Genomic DNA, 14126 nt, shown 5'->3' with positions numbered 1-14126 from the left:
TTTTTAGTACTTCGTAGTACTAATAAAGATTAAAAAAATCACTTTAGCAGAAGTGCTAAAGTAAATTTTAAATTTTCGAGTATGCTCGGGTCCTGGCTTGCATGCTGCAGAAAGAGCGCACCTTCAATGGCCGAGACGATGAATTGGGCCGTCGACCTCGCAGGAAGTTCAGCCTGAATCTCTAATCTTTCCCTTCCCTCGTTCAGCAATATTTCTACGGTAGTGATTTGGCTTTGGAAGAACTGGCTTATTTTATTCCGAAACAAGGCGCTATCTTGAGGCATTTGCGTATAAAGAGTAATAAAGGGACAGCCTCCCAAACAATCTGTCTCTTGCTCTGTCAGCAATTGAAGAAGGATTTCAAAACGTTCCTGAACAGACTGATCCTTACGCGAAACAACTTCATAAATCATCTCATTATACGTTTGAATCAGTTGATCCAGAATGGCTGAAAGTAGCTCTTCTTTACTTTTAAAATAATAGTAAATGTTGGTTTTGGACACATTGCTCACAGCCACAATTTCATCCATACTTGTTGCATGATATCCTTGGGTAAGAAACAATGAGGTGGCGATGCGCAGAACAACATCCCGATTCGTGATTTTATTTTTTTTCATCATATTTAGCACTATACGGTACTAAAAAAGACTTGTCAACCTTCGCTGGAACATGTCTGCTCCAAAATATTATTTTTCGGCCAGAACCCGGTCACCTCTGCTCGCAGGCTGAGAAATAACCAAAAATTCAACATCCTGATTCGTTTCATTAAACATTTGATGAGGCGCCATAGGAGGAACCTCACATCCTTCCTGAGATCCTAATTGGATTCGTTCACCATCCACTTCAAGTACCGCTTTACCTGATAAAATAAAGAAAAATTGGCGCGCATGATGATGATAATGTCTCACCTCATGTGTATTTCCAGGCATCCGCTCATGAATAATGCTCAAATCATTATTTTTCACCAAGCGCCAACCATCACATTGATCTCCCCATATATAATGTTCAGCATTATTTTTACTTATTTTCATATTGAACTCCTCCTTTTGCAATTACAGTTTTATTTTAAATATGGATTCATAGAGCTACAATCTTAATTTTAAAAAACGGCGGGACAAATGTAAAAAACACTCCGACTTAGTCAGACTGTTTTTATATATCCGCCTCGATAATTTCCTCCAACTTTATCCAGCTAAAATCCTCTTCCCCACGGGATAGCTTCACCTCTCGCCGACTTGTGTTAATCACCGTGACCAGTCCACGCAGCTCCTCATCATCAAATGGATTGAACACTTTTAGCGTAATAGGCTTACGTTCGTTATAGGATACGATAATGGCCTGTTCAATCTGCTGCATTTCCTGATCGTCCAGTGCTGGCTTGCCGCGCCTTCCTTGCTCCTTCATCAGTCTTAAATATGCCTCCCGATGCTCAGGCAAAATCATGCGCGAGCTTTCCCATATGCCATTTCCTTCAAGCTTTTTCCCCATCGTAAGCCCCTCCTATGCTGTTCTGGTTACCGGATGCCATGCCAATACATGATCTAATCGAAAAACACGTGGCTGGCCTGTCTGTAAACAGGTGGCTCGTATCAAGCCATTCTGCACACGATGCACCTCGATACGCCGATGAGACAGTTTGCCCTTCCGATCCAAATACACGATTTCCACGATCTGCCCCACGTATTTTTCCAACATGATCCTTCACTCCTTATCAGAACGTTTGTTTGTATTATATGCGAACATGCGTTTGATTATCAATGTAAAAAAATCCCCTGAGGGATTTGACTCTCTCAAGGGATTTCGTAACAATGTAATCTGAACTTAAAAATTTAACTTCTACAAAAATTTATTATTTAGTTCGTTCCCTTACAGCAAAGTAATTTTCTTCATTATCTGCAAAGTTAAACACTCTTCCGAAAGGCATAGTTACAATTTCTCCAACTTTGACATTTTTATTTGATAAGTCGTCATATAATTGATCAAGATTTTCCGAAAAAAACATTAAAGAAGGTGTACCGAGATTTAATTCAGGTGACATTTTAGCAACGAATTCCTTATTGTGGAGAATAATGCTTGTTTCTGCACCCTTTGCAGGAGCAATTTCAATCCATCTCATTCCTTGACCATTATTTTCTTCAGAAATTACTTTAAATCCTACTTTTTTTGTCCAAAAATCCAGTGCCTCATCCTGGTTATTTACATACAACATAATTTGACCGACTTTACTAATCATTGATTTTTCAACTCCTTTGTATAAGTAATTACCAAACCTCGATGCCCCTAATCCCATCTCCTCACTTTAAAATTCATAGGTGGATAGCTTAATATCTTCTTTATTCAAATCTTTCAGCGGATAGACAGGGCCATTCCAATAAGTCAGAATATCAAGCGGCTCATTAGTACCATGTTCTTTTAAAGAAAGAGATAATTCAAGTAATAAATGCGGAAGTTGATAAGAGCTTGTTAAAAACTGATATTCCTCTGGACTTTCACAGTCTTCTGCTCGATAGAACACAAAGTATCCCTCGGTATGATCCCCAATGAGTACAATATAGCGAGCAAGAAACATAATTTCGCCATTGGCAAAAGGAATGGAATGTGTCGAAGCAGAGATCAAGTCGGTCTCTAATCCCTCAATACGAAGGGTAAGTTCATTGTTAAGAGCATCCATTCTTTCCCTTTGTTCGCTGACGAGGTGTTCATAATTTACAGGGACAAGCCCTCCATTCTTGATCGTAGCGATCAGTTCGTCTATAAATACTTTTTGAGACAACACTCGATTGCTCATCCTATTCATCTCCATATTCGTGAAAATAAGCATGGAATTCTCGCTTTAACATGTTCAATATTTATGTATTAAAAATCTTGATTCCTTAACTCCCCAGCATTTTTGTGACTGCATTCACGACCCTTTCCATCTCAAATGGTTTAACAATAAAGTCTTTTGCACCTGCCTGAAATGCTTTTATAATCGCTTCCTGCTGCCCCAAAGCAGAACACATCAAAATATTGGCTTGGGGATCAAGCTCTACAATCTTTTTAACAGCCTCAAGTCCGTCCATCTTAGGCATATTAATATCCATGGTGATTAAATCGGGACGAAAGTGTGCGTATTTCAAAACAGCATCATACCCATTTTCTGCTTCCGCAATAACAGCGTGACCTAAATCCAAAAGAATATCCTTAAGCACAGAACGCATAAATAAAGAGTCATCCACTACTATAACTGTTGCCAAATTAACCTCTCCAATCCGTTGTCAAATGATATGCACGCCCAAACTTCAATATCGGTGAATAAACTAGTAATATTAATAGAAAGAATCTGTAAAAATAAAAACGCTACCAATGAATTATAAAAGAAATTTGAAACTAGCTACTACAGAATTAGTTTTCAAAAAAACGTTTCACAATGACGTAAATCATTTCTGAAAAGCAAATTACAAAGGACTATATATCTACTGAATCTAGAGCACTAGCCCAAAAAGTACAATCTTCTTAGATAGTTATAAAAAAACTGACGCCGGTATCATTCCGACGTCAGTTTTTAAACTTATTCGTTTAAGAATTCCTTATTCATTCAGAGCTTTTTTCAAAGCCTCCAGATTGTTTTTCATCACACCAAGGTAATCCAGGTTCTTCTGTTTGTCTTCATCCGTCAATCCTTCGAGCGGATTCAGTACATCGGTTTTTGAACCGATTTCAGTAGCTACGGTCTCAGCGACCTTCGGATCAACAAGAGTTTCGAAGAAAATCGTTTTAACATTATTTTCTTTAGCAAATTTGATAATACCCGCCAGCTTGTCTGGTGTAGGCTCTTGTTCCGGAGATAATCCGGCAATGGGTACTTGGGTCAGACCATATTGCTTAGCCAAATAACCAAAAGCAGCATGCTGTGTAATAAAGTCTTTACGTTTTACATCTTTCAGACCTGTTTTGAACTCGTTATCCAGCTCTTTTAGCTTGGCGATATAAGCATCAGCGTTTTTCTCATAATCAGCTTTGTTTGCCGGATCGGCTGCCACAAGCCCTGCTTCAATGGACTCTACTTCTTTTTGGGCCAAGACTGGATTAAGCCATACATGAGGGTCCAGCACATGATCGTGATCATGGCCTTCCTTTGCGTGTGCTTCTTCTCCTTCTTCCTCCTCAGCAGTGCCTTCCATCAGGTTTAACCCTTTGCTCGCTTCAACTACAACACGCTTATCGTTGGACGCGCTGCTCAAAGCCTGTTCTGCCCAACCTTCGACGATACCGTTATAAACAAATACGTCAGCATCCTTAACCTCTGCCATATCTTTGGCGCTTGGTTCCCAGTCATGCGGCTCAGCACCGGCAGGAATCAACGCGGTTACGTTAGCATGGTCTCCAGCAACTTGCTTGGTAAATTCATACATTGGATAAAAAGTGGTGACCACATTCAGCTTGTCTGCTGTTTGTGCCGCATTCGGCTCGGTTTGGGAAGCATTTGTAGCTGTATTATCAGATTTGGCTCCGCAGCCAGACAAAATAAGTGCTAGTCCCGCAGACAATACAAATGATTTTTTGAACCATGTATTCATATTCATTACTCCTTTATGTGTTAGTTTTTAGTCACTCTCACTGTAATTACACTCACTGGCCTGTCGCATTCTTCCGTCGGGAAGCCTGCTGCTTGCCCAGCTTACGGACCAGCTTTTGAATACCAGCTCCTACGATCAGGAATAATAACAGCACCATGGCAATTGTCCCCCCTGGGGGTGTACTAAGTTCATACGACGCCGTTAAACCCATAAATACGCCGATCAATGCAGTGATCATAGATATCCAGATGGCTGCCGCGAAGCTCGGTGCGATTCGAATCGCCAGCGCCGCAGGGAGCACGATGAGTGAGGAGACAAGCAGTACACCGACAATCGGCATTGCAGCAGCTACAATCATCCCTGTTAAAATACTAAATGCAAATGAGATGGACTTGACAGGAAGACCATTAGTCTTCGCCGTTTCTTCATCAAAGGTAATCTGATACAATGGACGCCGGAATACAAAAAAGAAAATACCTCCGATCACAGCCACTACAATCATCAACATCAGCTCTGTCTGATTGACCGCTACTACCGAACCGAACAAATAAGCGGAAAACCCTTTGTTGATGCTCTGATTCAGATTCATTAAAATAACGGCCGTCGAGAGGCCACCTACCATAATAATAGCCACAGATATCTCACTATATGTTTTATAAGACCTGCGGACGTATTCAACGATAATCGCGCCGATTACGGCAACAATAAATCCAGTTATCGTTGGGTTAATGCCTAAATAGGCACCCGCTGCCACCCCTGCCAGCGATACATGCGATAGCATGTCCGCCATGAGAGCCTGACGCCGTAGCATCAGGTATACTCCAAGCACCGAGGCCAGCAGTGCAATTACCCCACCGGCACAAAATGCCCGCTGCATGAAGTCGTAGTGCAGCATTTCCATCCGCCATCTTCCTTCCTCTCAAGCTCAATAATTCGATCCAGATAATGTTGCACTTCCGATAGTCCATGGGTCACCATGACCACAGTTCTTCCATATTCCTTAACCTGCTGATTCATCAGATCGTAGAAATGATGGCGGCTTTCCTGATCCATTCCGGTCGTAGGCTCATCCAAAATGAGCAAATCCGATTCCTGAGCGAGTGCTCTTGCCACACAAATACGCTGCTTCTGTCCACCCGACAATTCTCCGATTTTACGGTGACGCAAATCCCACATGCCTACTTGACGCAGCGCCTGCTCAGTCAGATCATGATCCTCAGACCGCATACGGCGTAACCAAGAGCCATGAGTATATCTTCCTGAACGGACAAATTCCAAAATCGTACTTGGAAATCCGCCATTGAAAGCAGCAATTTGTTGGGATACAAATCCGACAACGAGCTTTTTGCCTTCACCTGTACGGTTAGACATGAACACCTTGCCCTTCCAAGGCTGAAGCAAGCCGAGCAACAGTTTGAGCATGGTTGATTTGGAAGCACCATTCGGTCCGGTAATAGCTACAAATTCTCCCGAAAAAATTTCAACATTGGCATCCACCAAGTTAGGAACGTCTCCGTAGCCAAATGTGACCTGTTCCAATGAGGCCAATAACATGACGCAAATCTCCTTTTCCTTTAAAAAGCCTGGAGCCATCTGAGCGATCATCATTTGCGCAGATTCTCCAGGTCGTTTATGATCATTAAACCATCTACCGTAATTATTACGATTTGGTAATAAAAAAATAAGCGTTTGATAAACGTAACCTTTACGCATTAGCAAGTTTAACAGTTTAGGCAAGGTTCGTCAATGTTTTGGAAACTCTTTTGTTTGTTTACTTCACCTTGTCCGGGTATAAGCCTGCCGCCAAGGTTTTCAACGCGATCGGAGCGCGCACGCCTTCAGCCGCTGCGGATAATGGCAGTACTATAAACCGTTTGTTTTTGATCGCTTCCACACCAGCCAGCGCAGGCTTGCTCAGGAGCAGCTTCTCTTTATCCGCCAGTGAAGTATCACCATAGTCGAGAATGACAATGACGTCAGGATTACGGTTCACAACCTCTTCCCAGCTTACCTCGGTAAAACTTTTGTCGATATCATCAAAAATATTTTTCGCCTTCACACTTTCAATCAAAGACGTTAGGTAATTGTTGGCAGCCGTAAAGGGCTTGTCTTCTCCGCTGTCATAGACAAACACCTTGGGTGGCTGTTCAACAATACCAATTTGAGTCTGAATGGACTGCACTTGTTCACGAATGTCATTTACCAGCTTTTCTGCACGCTCCTCAACCCTGAAAATACGCCCAATATTTAGTATATCCTGATACACATCTTCTAACGTGGGACCCGGTTTATTGGAGGACTCCTGTACATAGGTCAGCACCCCTTGTTTGGCTAGCTCCTCACGGGAACCCAGATTTTTATCATTAAAGGCACTCTTCCAGCCCGCATAGGCAAAATCCGGTGCAGCGGCCATAAACACCTCTTTGGACGGATATTGTCCGGCCAGTACCGGGATTTTGTCATATTGAGCCTTATATTTTGGCAAAATCTGATCATCCAAATACGCAGTTCCTACCATAGAGGATTCCAGTCCAAGAGCCAGCATAACCTCAGTCGCATGCTGGTTCAATGTAACCGCGCGTTTGGGCGCCTCGGGAAATACCATTTTAACGCCCATGTTCTCAAGCTCTACCAACGTCTTATTGGTTGCCGATTGCAATGCGGCAGGTTGCTGCCCGTTTGCCAATGGATCGCTTGTTTGAGCTGTGTTTCCTGCTGCGCAGGCTGATAACAACAGCATCATCGCCAAAGCGAGCATAACCAGCGGTAACGCGGGCTTGCTATATTTTTTCATATGTACCGTCTCCTCTTTTATTTGTAGTATATCTTACCTCATCGTATCACCTTTTCTGTTGACGTTATGGATAGCCTCCTCTCCTGAGAGAATCCGGTAAAAAGGTAATATTCGGCTTCCCGGTTTTTGGATGAATGCAGATTTCTGTCTCCACACCGAATACACTCCACAGCAGGTCTGGCTGAAGCACATCCTCCGTTATGCCAGAGGCTACCACTTTGCCTTCTTTTAATACATACATTCGATCACAATAAAATGCCGCCAAATTCAAATCATGTAGTGCAGCTAGCGTAGTTATCCGAAGTGTTTTGACCAAATCCAAAATTTGCAACTGATACCTGATATCCAGATGATTCGTCGGCTCATCCAAAACAAGAAATCTCGCCTGCCCGGCCAAAGCTCTGGCGATCAATACCCGTTGCTTTTCTCCGCCGGACAAGGTGGCAAAGTCCTGATCCGCCTGAGCATCCATGCCTACCCGCTCCAGCGCCTGCTCGACCAGTTCATGATCGACGACAGTATCTGCTTCCAGCAGTTTCTTATGCGGATGGCGCCCCATCAGCACGATGTCCCGTACTGAAAAATCAAACGTTTGCGGCGCATCCTGACTCACCACTGCCATTTGTCGGGCCGTCTCTTTATACTTCATCCGCAGCATATCCTGGCCATCCAACGTAACCAAACCACTGTCAGGCTTTAGCACACGATACATATTTTTGAGCAACGTCGATTTCCCGCTGCCATTCGGACCGATCAATCCGACCAGCTCCCCTGCTTTTACCTGGAGACAGATGCCGTCGATCAGCCGTTTGTCGTGAATACTGAAGGTCACGCATTCGACTTCTATATTCATTTTTCGCCTCCAAACGAGTAGGAACTACGACGCAGCAGCCACACAAAAAAGGGTCCTCCGCACACAGCCGTCACAATACCAATCGGCAGCTCCTGTGGAGCCAGCACGAGCCGGGCACATACATCAGCCCACACGACAAAAATAGCTCCCGCCAACAGACTGACAGGCAGTACACGCCGATGATCTGATCCCACTATCAGCCTAACGATGTGCGGAATCATAAGCCCGACAAAGCCAATCGAGCCACTAACTGATACGACTGCCCCGGTTAAAAGAGACGCCACAACAACCAGTAATACGCGGAACGCCTGTACGTTCACACCGAGCGTTACTGCGGTCTCTTCACCCGTTAGCAAAGCATTCAGCGAACGGTATCGGGTCAGGAGCACAGCCGTTCCAACGGCTACAATGAGGCTTGGAATAAAAAGCGTATCCCATTGAGCACCTGCCAGACTTCCCATCATCCAATACATCGCGTCACGAATGCCTTTTTCATTCGGGGCCATCGTAACGATAAAGCTAGTCACTGCCGACAGCATCATAGACACCGCCACCCCTGCCAGCAATAAGCGGGTCGTCGATATGCTCCCAGCCACACGGGCTAACGCGAACACCATAAGCATTGCAGTTAACGAACCTATAAAAGCAGATAAAGGCAGCGCAAGTCGTCCTAAAAATCCGAAAGCTCCGAACACAATCACCAACGTGGCTGTTACCGAAGCCCCAGACGAGACTCCTAAAATATAGGGATCTGCTAACGAATTACGGATTAATGCCTGTATAGTCGCTCCTGTAACAGCAAGTCCTGCTCCTACGACAACACCTAGCAGCACGCGTGGAAAGCGGATTTCCCAAACGATATATTGCTCAGGCTTGGTCCATGTCACGGGTATCCACTGGTCCAGCCAGGGAAGATGGGACAGTGCAATTCGCCATATCGTCCCCGGTGTGACAGCTACAGGACCCAGCATAACCGCGAGTGTGACCGAAAGCAACAGTCCAGCAGTCAGCAGCAGAATTGTTGTAAATCCCCAAGTAGGCTTGCCCGCTAGGTGTGCGCGAGAATTATGTTGTGATGGATTAAGGTTGCTCGTTCTCGAAGTCATGAACTACTACTCAATGGCTTTTCGGCAGCTTCCAACTTTCTCAATTGTTCCTCGATCTCGGAAGCAGAGAAATTCTCACCCATGACAACCGCTACATCGTTCACTGGCTTTTGCGGGCGGATCGGAATGATTTCCAGCTCCCGATAGGCAAATTGAAACATCATCTGGCCCTCTGATTCCAGAAACCGCACAATTCCTTTGGCCCGGTAAATTTCAGCTGGCAAACTGCGGAACAACTGTTCAAACTCGGATCGTGGCACAGGTTGTCCAAAGAAATGCGTGTGAACAACTACATGGTCGTAGGAATGATAATGCTCCCCATGTTCGTGGCCATGGGCGTGATCACGGTGATCATGATCATGATGATCTGTATGGTTATCATGATCATACGTCTGCAAATGATTTTCCGAATGAGAATGTTTACTCTTAATATCAACTGCGGATTCCTTATGCCGCGAAACGTCCATACGCTCCTCTCCTTGAGTGGAGAAAAAAATACCCGCGTCCACGTCACTTCGTTGCGTGCTCACAGTCAAAGCATATGGATTTAACTCTTTTACGAGGGCCTGTACTTTCTGCAACTCGCCCGCAGCCAATAAATCGGTCTTGTTAATAATCAGTTTGGAAGCGCACCGAAGCTGATCCTGCATCAAACGAAGCGACTTGCTTCTCTCGTTCCCCGAGGCAAAATCCAGAAATTGACGCGAGTCTATGACCGTGATAACGGATTGTAAAATCATAGAAGAATAAATGGAGGCGTCTGTCACTGCATCTACAATCTCCATCGGGTTAGCCACTCCGGTACATTCTACAATAATCACGTCCGGCTTATATTCATCAGCAAGATTCATGAGCTCGACGCCCAAATCCCCGCGAATGGTACAGCATATACAACCGCTGAGCATTTCCTTCATGGGTGCTTGGCCATTCACCAAACTGCCGTCCAGATTAACATCACCCAACTCATTCATCAAAATGGCTGGCTTGAGGCCCTTCTCCTTGTAGTAAGCCAGCGCATGCTGAAGAAGAGTGGTTTTACCGCTACCCAAAAAACCGGATAAAACAACAATCGGTATCATATAACCCCTCCTTGTCTTTGCAACATTTAATATGGATCGTACCGTAAAAGTTTCCTTCTTGCAATCATTTATCGAAATTTAATCGTAATAATTACTAATAACAAACATAAATATATATGACCACTCTTTGAATTGTCAATATAGGAGGTGAGACAAGCACAATCCAGCGGGCATGATTGTCCCTCTACAGACATAGGATGTAGATAAGAACCCTTATTCCCAAGGAGACGTGGAATGAAAAACAGTACGCTGTTGAAGATGCTGCCTTTTATAATTCCGTTTGCCTTTCTCATCCCTGTGCTTGTCACGCTATCTCCCCAGTGGCTTCGTTTGTTAGATATGGGCCAGCTGCAACCGTTAAAAACGGTATTTATGGGCATTTTTCTGGAAGCTGTTCCGTTTCTCCTTATCGGTGTACTCGTCTCATCCCTTTTGCAGTGGCTTGTACCGGAGACATGGATTCGCAAAATAGCGCCTGCGCATCCTGTACCGGGTGTCCTGCTGGCCTCCTTACTAGGTATGCTATTTCCCATCTGTGAATGCGGCATGATCCCTGTCGTTCGGCAATTAATGCTCAAGGGAATGCCTGCCTATATGGGTATCACTTTTATTTTAAGCGGGCCCATTATCAATCCCGTGGTACTGGCTGCGACGATGATGGCTTTCCCTTCCCATCCCGAGGTCACTGCCGTTCGAATGGGTTTGGCTTTTGCCGTCTCCGCGATCATCGGGCTGATCGTGTATGCCTTTGTACGAGTGCATCCGCTCAAACGGTCGTTGCTCTCTTTTAACCAGCAAAAGCAGAACAATCAGACTCATCGGCATACTCGCACATGGCGGGGCTTTTTTGTACATGCTGGTGACGAGTTTTTGGACATGAGTAAATATCTCATTATCGGCGCACTATTAACAGCCTGCATTCAAACCTTCATCCCACGCGATGAACTGCTTTCGTTAAGCAACGGAACGGTTGGATCGTACGCCTTTATGATGGGTTTTGCCTACATACTGTCGCTGTGTTCCACCTCCGATGCCTTTGTAGCCACTGCTTTTTCACATACCTTTACACTGGGTCCGCTGGCAGCCTTTCTTGTACTCGGTCCGATGCTAGACTTCAAAGGCACGCTCATGCTGCTAAGCACCTTCCGCACCAAATTTGTCGCCATCCTGGGCTTGCTCATTGTTTCACTCGTTCTAGTGGGTTCTATAGCTGCTGAATGGTTATTAGGGAGGTGAATACAAACGTGAATTCAACCTTTAGCATTCGCTGGCAATACGGCATGCGCTCCTTGCTCCTGATCGGATTGGCTGTGTACATCGTCTCATTAAGCCGCACGAATGCACTTCATTACTACTTGGCTCCCCATATGCAAAAGCTGCTCCTACTCTGTCCTGTACCACTCTTGTTCATCGCATTGGCGATGGCATGGCACGGAATCATCGGGGAGCGGGACGGTGAGGATGTATGTGATTGTGAGCATCCGTTGCCGCAAAGCTGGTTCAAAAAAACACTCGTATATGGAATGCTGCTCATCCCGCTCCTGTTCGGTTCTCTGCTGCCCAATCAGGCACTTGGTAGTGATATGGCCGCCAAAAAAGGCATGTCCTTCACGTATCCCAACCCGGATATCCGACGAAAAACGGATACACAGATCACAAAAGCATCCACCTCCTCCCTTTTATCAACTGCATCTTCTGTCCCAACTTCGTCCCCTCCAGAGGGAAAATGGAGTCAGGAAACGCTGGATAAGCTGTTCGTTCCGCCTGATAAGTACAATGTAGAATTCGCTGAGCTGGCGAAACGCCTGTATCAGCAACCTATCATACAGATCAAGCCAGAGATTTTTTCCGAAACTATTGGAGCCATTGAATTATATAAACAAGCTTTTGAAGGAAAAAAAGTACAGGTGACAGGCTTTGTCTATAAAGACGACAACCTGCCGGGTAAAGGCCTATTTGCAGTAGGAAGATTCCTCGTCATGTGTTGTACTGCCGATGCCATGCCATTCGGGATCATCGTCCAATCCCAGAAAGCCCCGTCCTTTGACAAGGATACCTGGGTGACCATTGAAGGAACACTGCATGCCACACAAAAGGGCAACGCTCCCGTACTTGAAATTCGATCCGAAAAAATAACCGCTGTCGAGCAGCCAGAATCCCCTTATGTCTATACCCAAGCAGACTCGGTAGCTACCTTTGATCGCTTGAACACAGCACACTAAACCCACCAAGGAGGAAAAATGATGAATAAAGTTCCTGTTATTTTAATCAGTGGTTTTCTTGGAAGCGGCAAAACAACACTACTTTTGCGCCTATTAGCCCATACTCGCCAAATCCCCCTTCGTGCTGCTGTTTTAATGAACGAAATGGGCGAATATGATGTAGACAGCGCTATAATTTCAGAGGAAATGCCTGACGTAACAGTAGAAGGATTGCTAGAAGGCTGCATTTGTTGCAGCAAAAGAAATGAGCTGGCAGGGGCTCTGCATACCCTGCTCAGCCAGGAGCCAGATCTGATCTTCATGGAAACCACCGGGGTAGCCAACCCCGAACAAGTACTGGAGGAGCTTCGCTCCCCTCTACTGGCAGATCGGCTTTATCTGGTTCACAGCATCAGTGTTGTGGATGCTGAGCTGTTCCATGAATACAACAGCCGCTTTACGGCTGATAAAGAACTGGTTCGCACCCTGCACGGACAGCTGCGCACCGCAGACTTCATTGTGGTGAACAAGACGGATGCAGCAAGCAGCCGTGAAGTGACGAAGGTCGTCAAGAGCATCCGCAAGCTCAACGATACGGCCAAGCTGCAAACTACTGAATATAGCCGAGTTGACCTTGAACCACTACTAGAGCCTGTTCTGGCCTCCGCATCCGTTGCCGCGAAACCTGCACAGACACCTCAACCAGCACCTGCACAGACACCTCAACCAGCACCTGCACAGGTCCAGCTCACTGATGCAGATGCACCGTTCGTCCCCATTCCCGTCAAAAGTATCGGAAGCACCAGTAGTGTCTCCAGAAGTACGGCTTTCAAAGTTATTTCGACACACAGTCATAACCACGATCCTAAGCAGCCTCATTCGTTCTCCCGTCTGGAGAGCATAACGCTGCATCAATATTCTCCTCAGCCACTCGAAAAACAACGATTAGAAAACTTTCTAACCGGGTTAGGTTCCTCACTGCTTCGAGCGAAAGGTTATTGCGTGCTTCCTCAGGAAGGTACAATGCTTTTGCAATTTTCAGGAAATCACTTGGAGTGGCAGCCTACTGCACTTCCCGTGAGTCAGGGATATGTCACGCTAATTGGGGAGCAGCTCGACAAAGCATCCATTACCGACCAATGGGAACAGTGCTTCATTTCGCTATAAATGACAGGTCTAGATTAAGACAAAAAAACCTCCTGCATCTGCAGGAGGTTTTTTAAAAAGCGATGTTCACGGATTATTAGCATAATCCATAAACATAACGCTCGACTGTTCTTACTTAAGGTTATATTTTTTGTTAAAGCGATCCACACGGCCACCGATATCCACGTTTCTTTGTTTACCAGTGAAGAACGGGTGGGAAGCGGAGCTAGTATCTACACGGATAACTGGGTATGTGTTGCCATCTTCCCATTCCATCGTTTCTTGCGAATATTTAGTGGAAGCACTCAGGAAAGTAAATCCACAGCTAGGGTCCAAAAAGATAACTTTGTTCAATGTTGGATGAATATCTTTTTTCATTAGTTTCACC

Annotated in this window: 18 protein-coding genes; 3 read left to right on the top strand and 15 right to left on the bottom strand. The window is 45.1% G+C overall.

The annotated features are described in order from the left end of the window. Positions 1–38: 38 nt before the first annotated feature. The 14 genes from MKY24_RS11445 to MKY24_RS11380 form a co-directional block, all read right to left on the bottom strand. Positions 39–620, bottom strand: a complete 582-nt coding sequence (locus MKY24_RS11445) for a TetR/AcrR family transcriptional regulator (RefSeq protein ID WP_226887689.1) — start codon at positions 618–620, stop codon at positions 39–41. 66 nt (positions 621–686) lie between these two features. Then, positions 687–1031, bottom strand: a complete 345-nt coding sequence (locus MKY24_RS11440; RefSeq protein WP_023988410.1) for a cupin domain-containing protein — start codon at positions 1029–1031, stop codon at positions 687–689. A 121-nt stretch (positions 1032–1152) separates the two neighbouring features. Beyond that, the gene (locus MKY24_RS11435; RefSeq protein WP_013310132.1) at positions 1153–1488 is read right to left on the bottom strand and encodes a YolD-like family protein; all 336 of its coding nucleotides are present in this window, start codon (positions 1486–1488) and stop codon (positions 1153–1155) included. A 12-nt stretch (positions 1489–1500) separates the two neighbouring features. Then, positions 1501–1695 carry a hypothetical protein gene (locus tag MKY24_RS11430; protein WP_013310131.1) on the bottom strand — a complete coding sequence of 65 codons (195 nt, stop codon included), beginning with the start codon at positions 1693–1695 and terminating at the stop codon, positions 1501–1503. A 154-nt stretch (positions 1696–1849) separates the two neighbouring features. Next, complete coding sequence (locus tag MKY24_RS11425; RefSeq protein ID WP_023988409.1) at positions 1850–2233, bottom strand: VOC family protein; 384 nt, start codon at positions 2231–2233, stop codon at positions 1850–1852. 66 nt (positions 2234–2299) lie between these two features. Next, on the bottom strand, positions 2300–2788 hold the full coding sequence (locus MKY24_RS11420; RefSeq protein ID WP_023988408.1) for a hypothetical protein: 489 nt from the start codon (positions 2786–2788) through the stop codon (positions 2300–2302). An 85-nt stretch (positions 2789–2873) separates the two neighbouring features. Next, the gene (locus tag MKY24_RS11415) at positions 2874–3236 is read right to left on the bottom strand and encodes a response regulator (RefSeq protein ID WP_023988407.1); all 363 of its coding nucleotides are present in this window, start codon (positions 3234–3236) and stop codon (positions 2874–2876) included. 333 nt (positions 3237–3569) lie between these two features. Next, a complete protein-coding gene (locus MKY24_RS11410; RefSeq protein WP_339201986.1) occupies positions 3570–4559 on the bottom strand; it encodes a metal ABC transporter substrate-binding protein in 990 nt (329 codons plus the stop codon). 52 nt (positions 4560–4611) lie between these two features. After that, entirely contained in the window at positions 4612–5460 is an 849-nt protein-coding gene (locus MKY24_RS11405; RefSeq protein ID WP_028542348.1) for a metal ABC transporter permease, read from the bottom strand. Beyond that, the gene (locus MKY24_RS11400; RefSeq protein ID WP_025724201.1) at positions 5406–6113 is read right to left on the bottom strand and encodes a metal ABC transporter ATP-binding protein; all 708 of its coding nucleotides are present in this window, start codon (positions 6111–6113) and stop codon (positions 5406–5408) included. Before MKY24_RS11400 ends, MKY24_RS11405 begins: the two co-directional genes overlap by 55 nt. Positions 6114–6330: 217 nt before the next feature. Beyond that, entirely contained in the window at positions 6331–7353 is a 1023-nt protein-coding gene (locus MKY24_RS11395; protein ID WP_076160280.1) for an ABC transporter substrate-binding protein, read from the bottom strand. 64 nt (positions 7354–7417) lie between these two features. Continuing rightward, positions 7418–8206: an ABC transporter ATP-binding protein gene (locus MKY24_RS11390; protein WP_076160276.1), complete on the bottom strand. Its 789-nt coding sequence runs from the start codon at positions 8204–8206 to the stop codon at positions 7418–7420. Next, a complete protein-coding gene (locus MKY24_RS11385; protein WP_034095024.1) occupies positions 8203–9312 on the bottom strand; it encodes an iron ABC transporter permease in 1110 nt (369 codons plus the stop codon). The genes MKY24_RS11390 and MKY24_RS11385 overlap by 4 nt, the downstream gene beginning before the upstream one ends. Then, complete coding sequence (locus MKY24_RS11380; protein WP_075154134.1) at positions 9309–10391, bottom strand: CobW family GTP-binding protein; 1083 nt, start codon at positions 10389–10391, stop codon at positions 9309–9311. The genes MKY24_RS11385 and MKY24_RS11380 overlap by 4 nt, the downstream gene beginning before the upstream one ends. A 234-nt stretch (positions 10392–10625) precedes the next feature. Here MKY24_RS11380 and MKY24_RS11375 point away from each other — a divergent pair, with 234 nt between their 5' ends. The 3 genes from MKY24_RS11375 to MKY24_RS11365 are packed head-to-tail and all read left to right on the top strand — an operon-like array spanning position 10626 to position 13759. After that, complete coding sequence (locus MKY24_RS11375) at positions 10626–11627, top strand: permease (RefSeq protein ID WP_339201984.1); 1002 nt, start codon at positions 10626–10628, stop codon at positions 11625–11627. An 8-nt stretch (positions 11628–11635) separates the two neighbouring features. Continuing rightward, positions 11636–12613 (top strand): TIGR03943 family protein, encoded by a 978-nt coding sequence (locus MKY24_RS11370; RefSeq protein WP_053325332.1) that lies wholly within the window; start codon positions 11636–11638, stop codon positions 12611–12613. An 18-nt stretch (positions 12614–12631) separates the two neighbouring features. Continuing rightward, positions 12632–13759, top strand: coding sequence for a GTP-binding protein (locus MKY24_RS11365; protein ID WP_053325331.1), 1128 nt, complete (start codon positions 12632–12634; stop codon positions 13757–13759). 111 nt (positions 13760–13870) lie between these two features. Here MKY24_RS11365 and MKY24_RS11360 read toward each other — a convergent pair whose 3' ends face one another. Then, positions 13871–14116, bottom strand: a complete 246-nt coding sequence (locus tag MKY24_RS11360; protein WP_013310118.1) for a type B 50S ribosomal protein L31 — start codon at positions 14114–14116, stop codon at positions 13871–13873. Positions 14117–14126: the final 10 nt, after the last annotated feature.

This window comes from Paenibacillus sp. FSL P2-0322 (assembly GCF_037975315.1).
In the GTDB taxonomy this organism is placed as follows: Bacteria; Bacillota; Bacilli; order Paenibacillales; family Paenibacillaceae; genus Paenibacillus; species Paenibacillus polymyxa_B.
The sequence above is the reverse complement of the archived record's forward strand: the minus strand, read 5'-3'. Positions and strand labels throughout refer to the sequence as shown.

Coding starts and splice junctions, on each gene's coding strand:
- MKY24_RS11445 (WP_226887689.1), bottom strand. CDS start 620: ATGATGAAAAAAAATAAAATCACGAATCGGGATGTTGTTCTGCGCATC.
- MKY24_RS11440 (WP_023988410.1), bottom strand. CDS start 1,031: ATGAAAATAAGTAAAAATAATGCTGAACATTATATATGGGGAGATCAA.
- MKY24_RS11435 (WP_013310132.1), bottom strand. CDS start 1,488: ATGGGGAAAAAGCTTGAAGGAAATGGCATATGGGAAAGCTCGCGCATG.
- MKY24_RS11430 (WP_013310131.1), bottom strand. CDS start 1,695: ATGTTGGAAAAATACGTGGGGCAGATCGTGGAAATCGTGTATTTGGAT.
- MKY24_RS11425 (WP_023988409.1), bottom strand. CDS start 2,233: ATGATTAGTAAAGTCGGTCAAATTATGTTGTATGTAAATAACCAGGAT.
- MKY24_RS11420 (WP_023988408.1), bottom strand. CDS start 2,788: ATGAGCAATCGAGTGTTGTCTCAAAAAGTATTTATAGACGAACTGATC.
- MKY24_RS11410 (WP_339201986.1), bottom strand. CDS start 4,559: ATGAATACATGGTTCAAAAAATCATTTGTATTGTCTGCGGGACTAGCA.
- MKY24_RS11405 (WP_028542348.1), bottom strand. CDS start 5,460: ATGGAAATGCTGCACTACGACTTCATGCAGCGGGCATTTTGTGCCGGT.
- MKY24_RS11400 (WP_025724201.1), bottom strand. CDS start 6,113: ATGTTATTGGCCTCATTGGAACAGGTCACATTTGGCTACGGAGACGTT.
- MKY24_RS11395 (WP_076160280.1), bottom strand. CDS start 7,353: ATGAAAAAATATAGCAAGCCCGCGTTACCGCTGGTTATGCTCGCTTTG.
- MKY24_RS11390 (WP_076160276.1), bottom strand. CDS start 8,206: ATGAATATAGAAGTCGAATGCGTGACCTTCAGTATTCACGACAAACGG.
- MKY24_RS11385 (WP_034095024.1), bottom strand. CDS start 9,312: ATGACTTCGAGAACGAGCAACCTTAATCCATCACAACATAATTCTCGC.
- MKY24_RS11380 (WP_075154134.1), bottom strand. CDS start 10,391: ATGATACCGATTGTTGTTTTATCCGGTTTTTTGGGTAGCGGTAAAACC.
- MKY24_RS11375 (WP_339201984.1), top strand. CDS start 10,626: ATGAAAAACAGTACGCTGTTGAAGATGCTGCCTTTTATAATTCCGTTT.
- MKY24_RS11365 (WP_053325331.1), top strand. CDS start 12,632: ATGATGAATAAAGTTCCTGTTATTTTAATCAGTGGTTTTCTTGGAAGC.
- MKY24_RS11360 (WP_013310118.1), bottom strand. CDS start 14,116: ATGAAAAAAGATATTCATCCAACATTGAACAAAGTTATCTTTTTGGAC.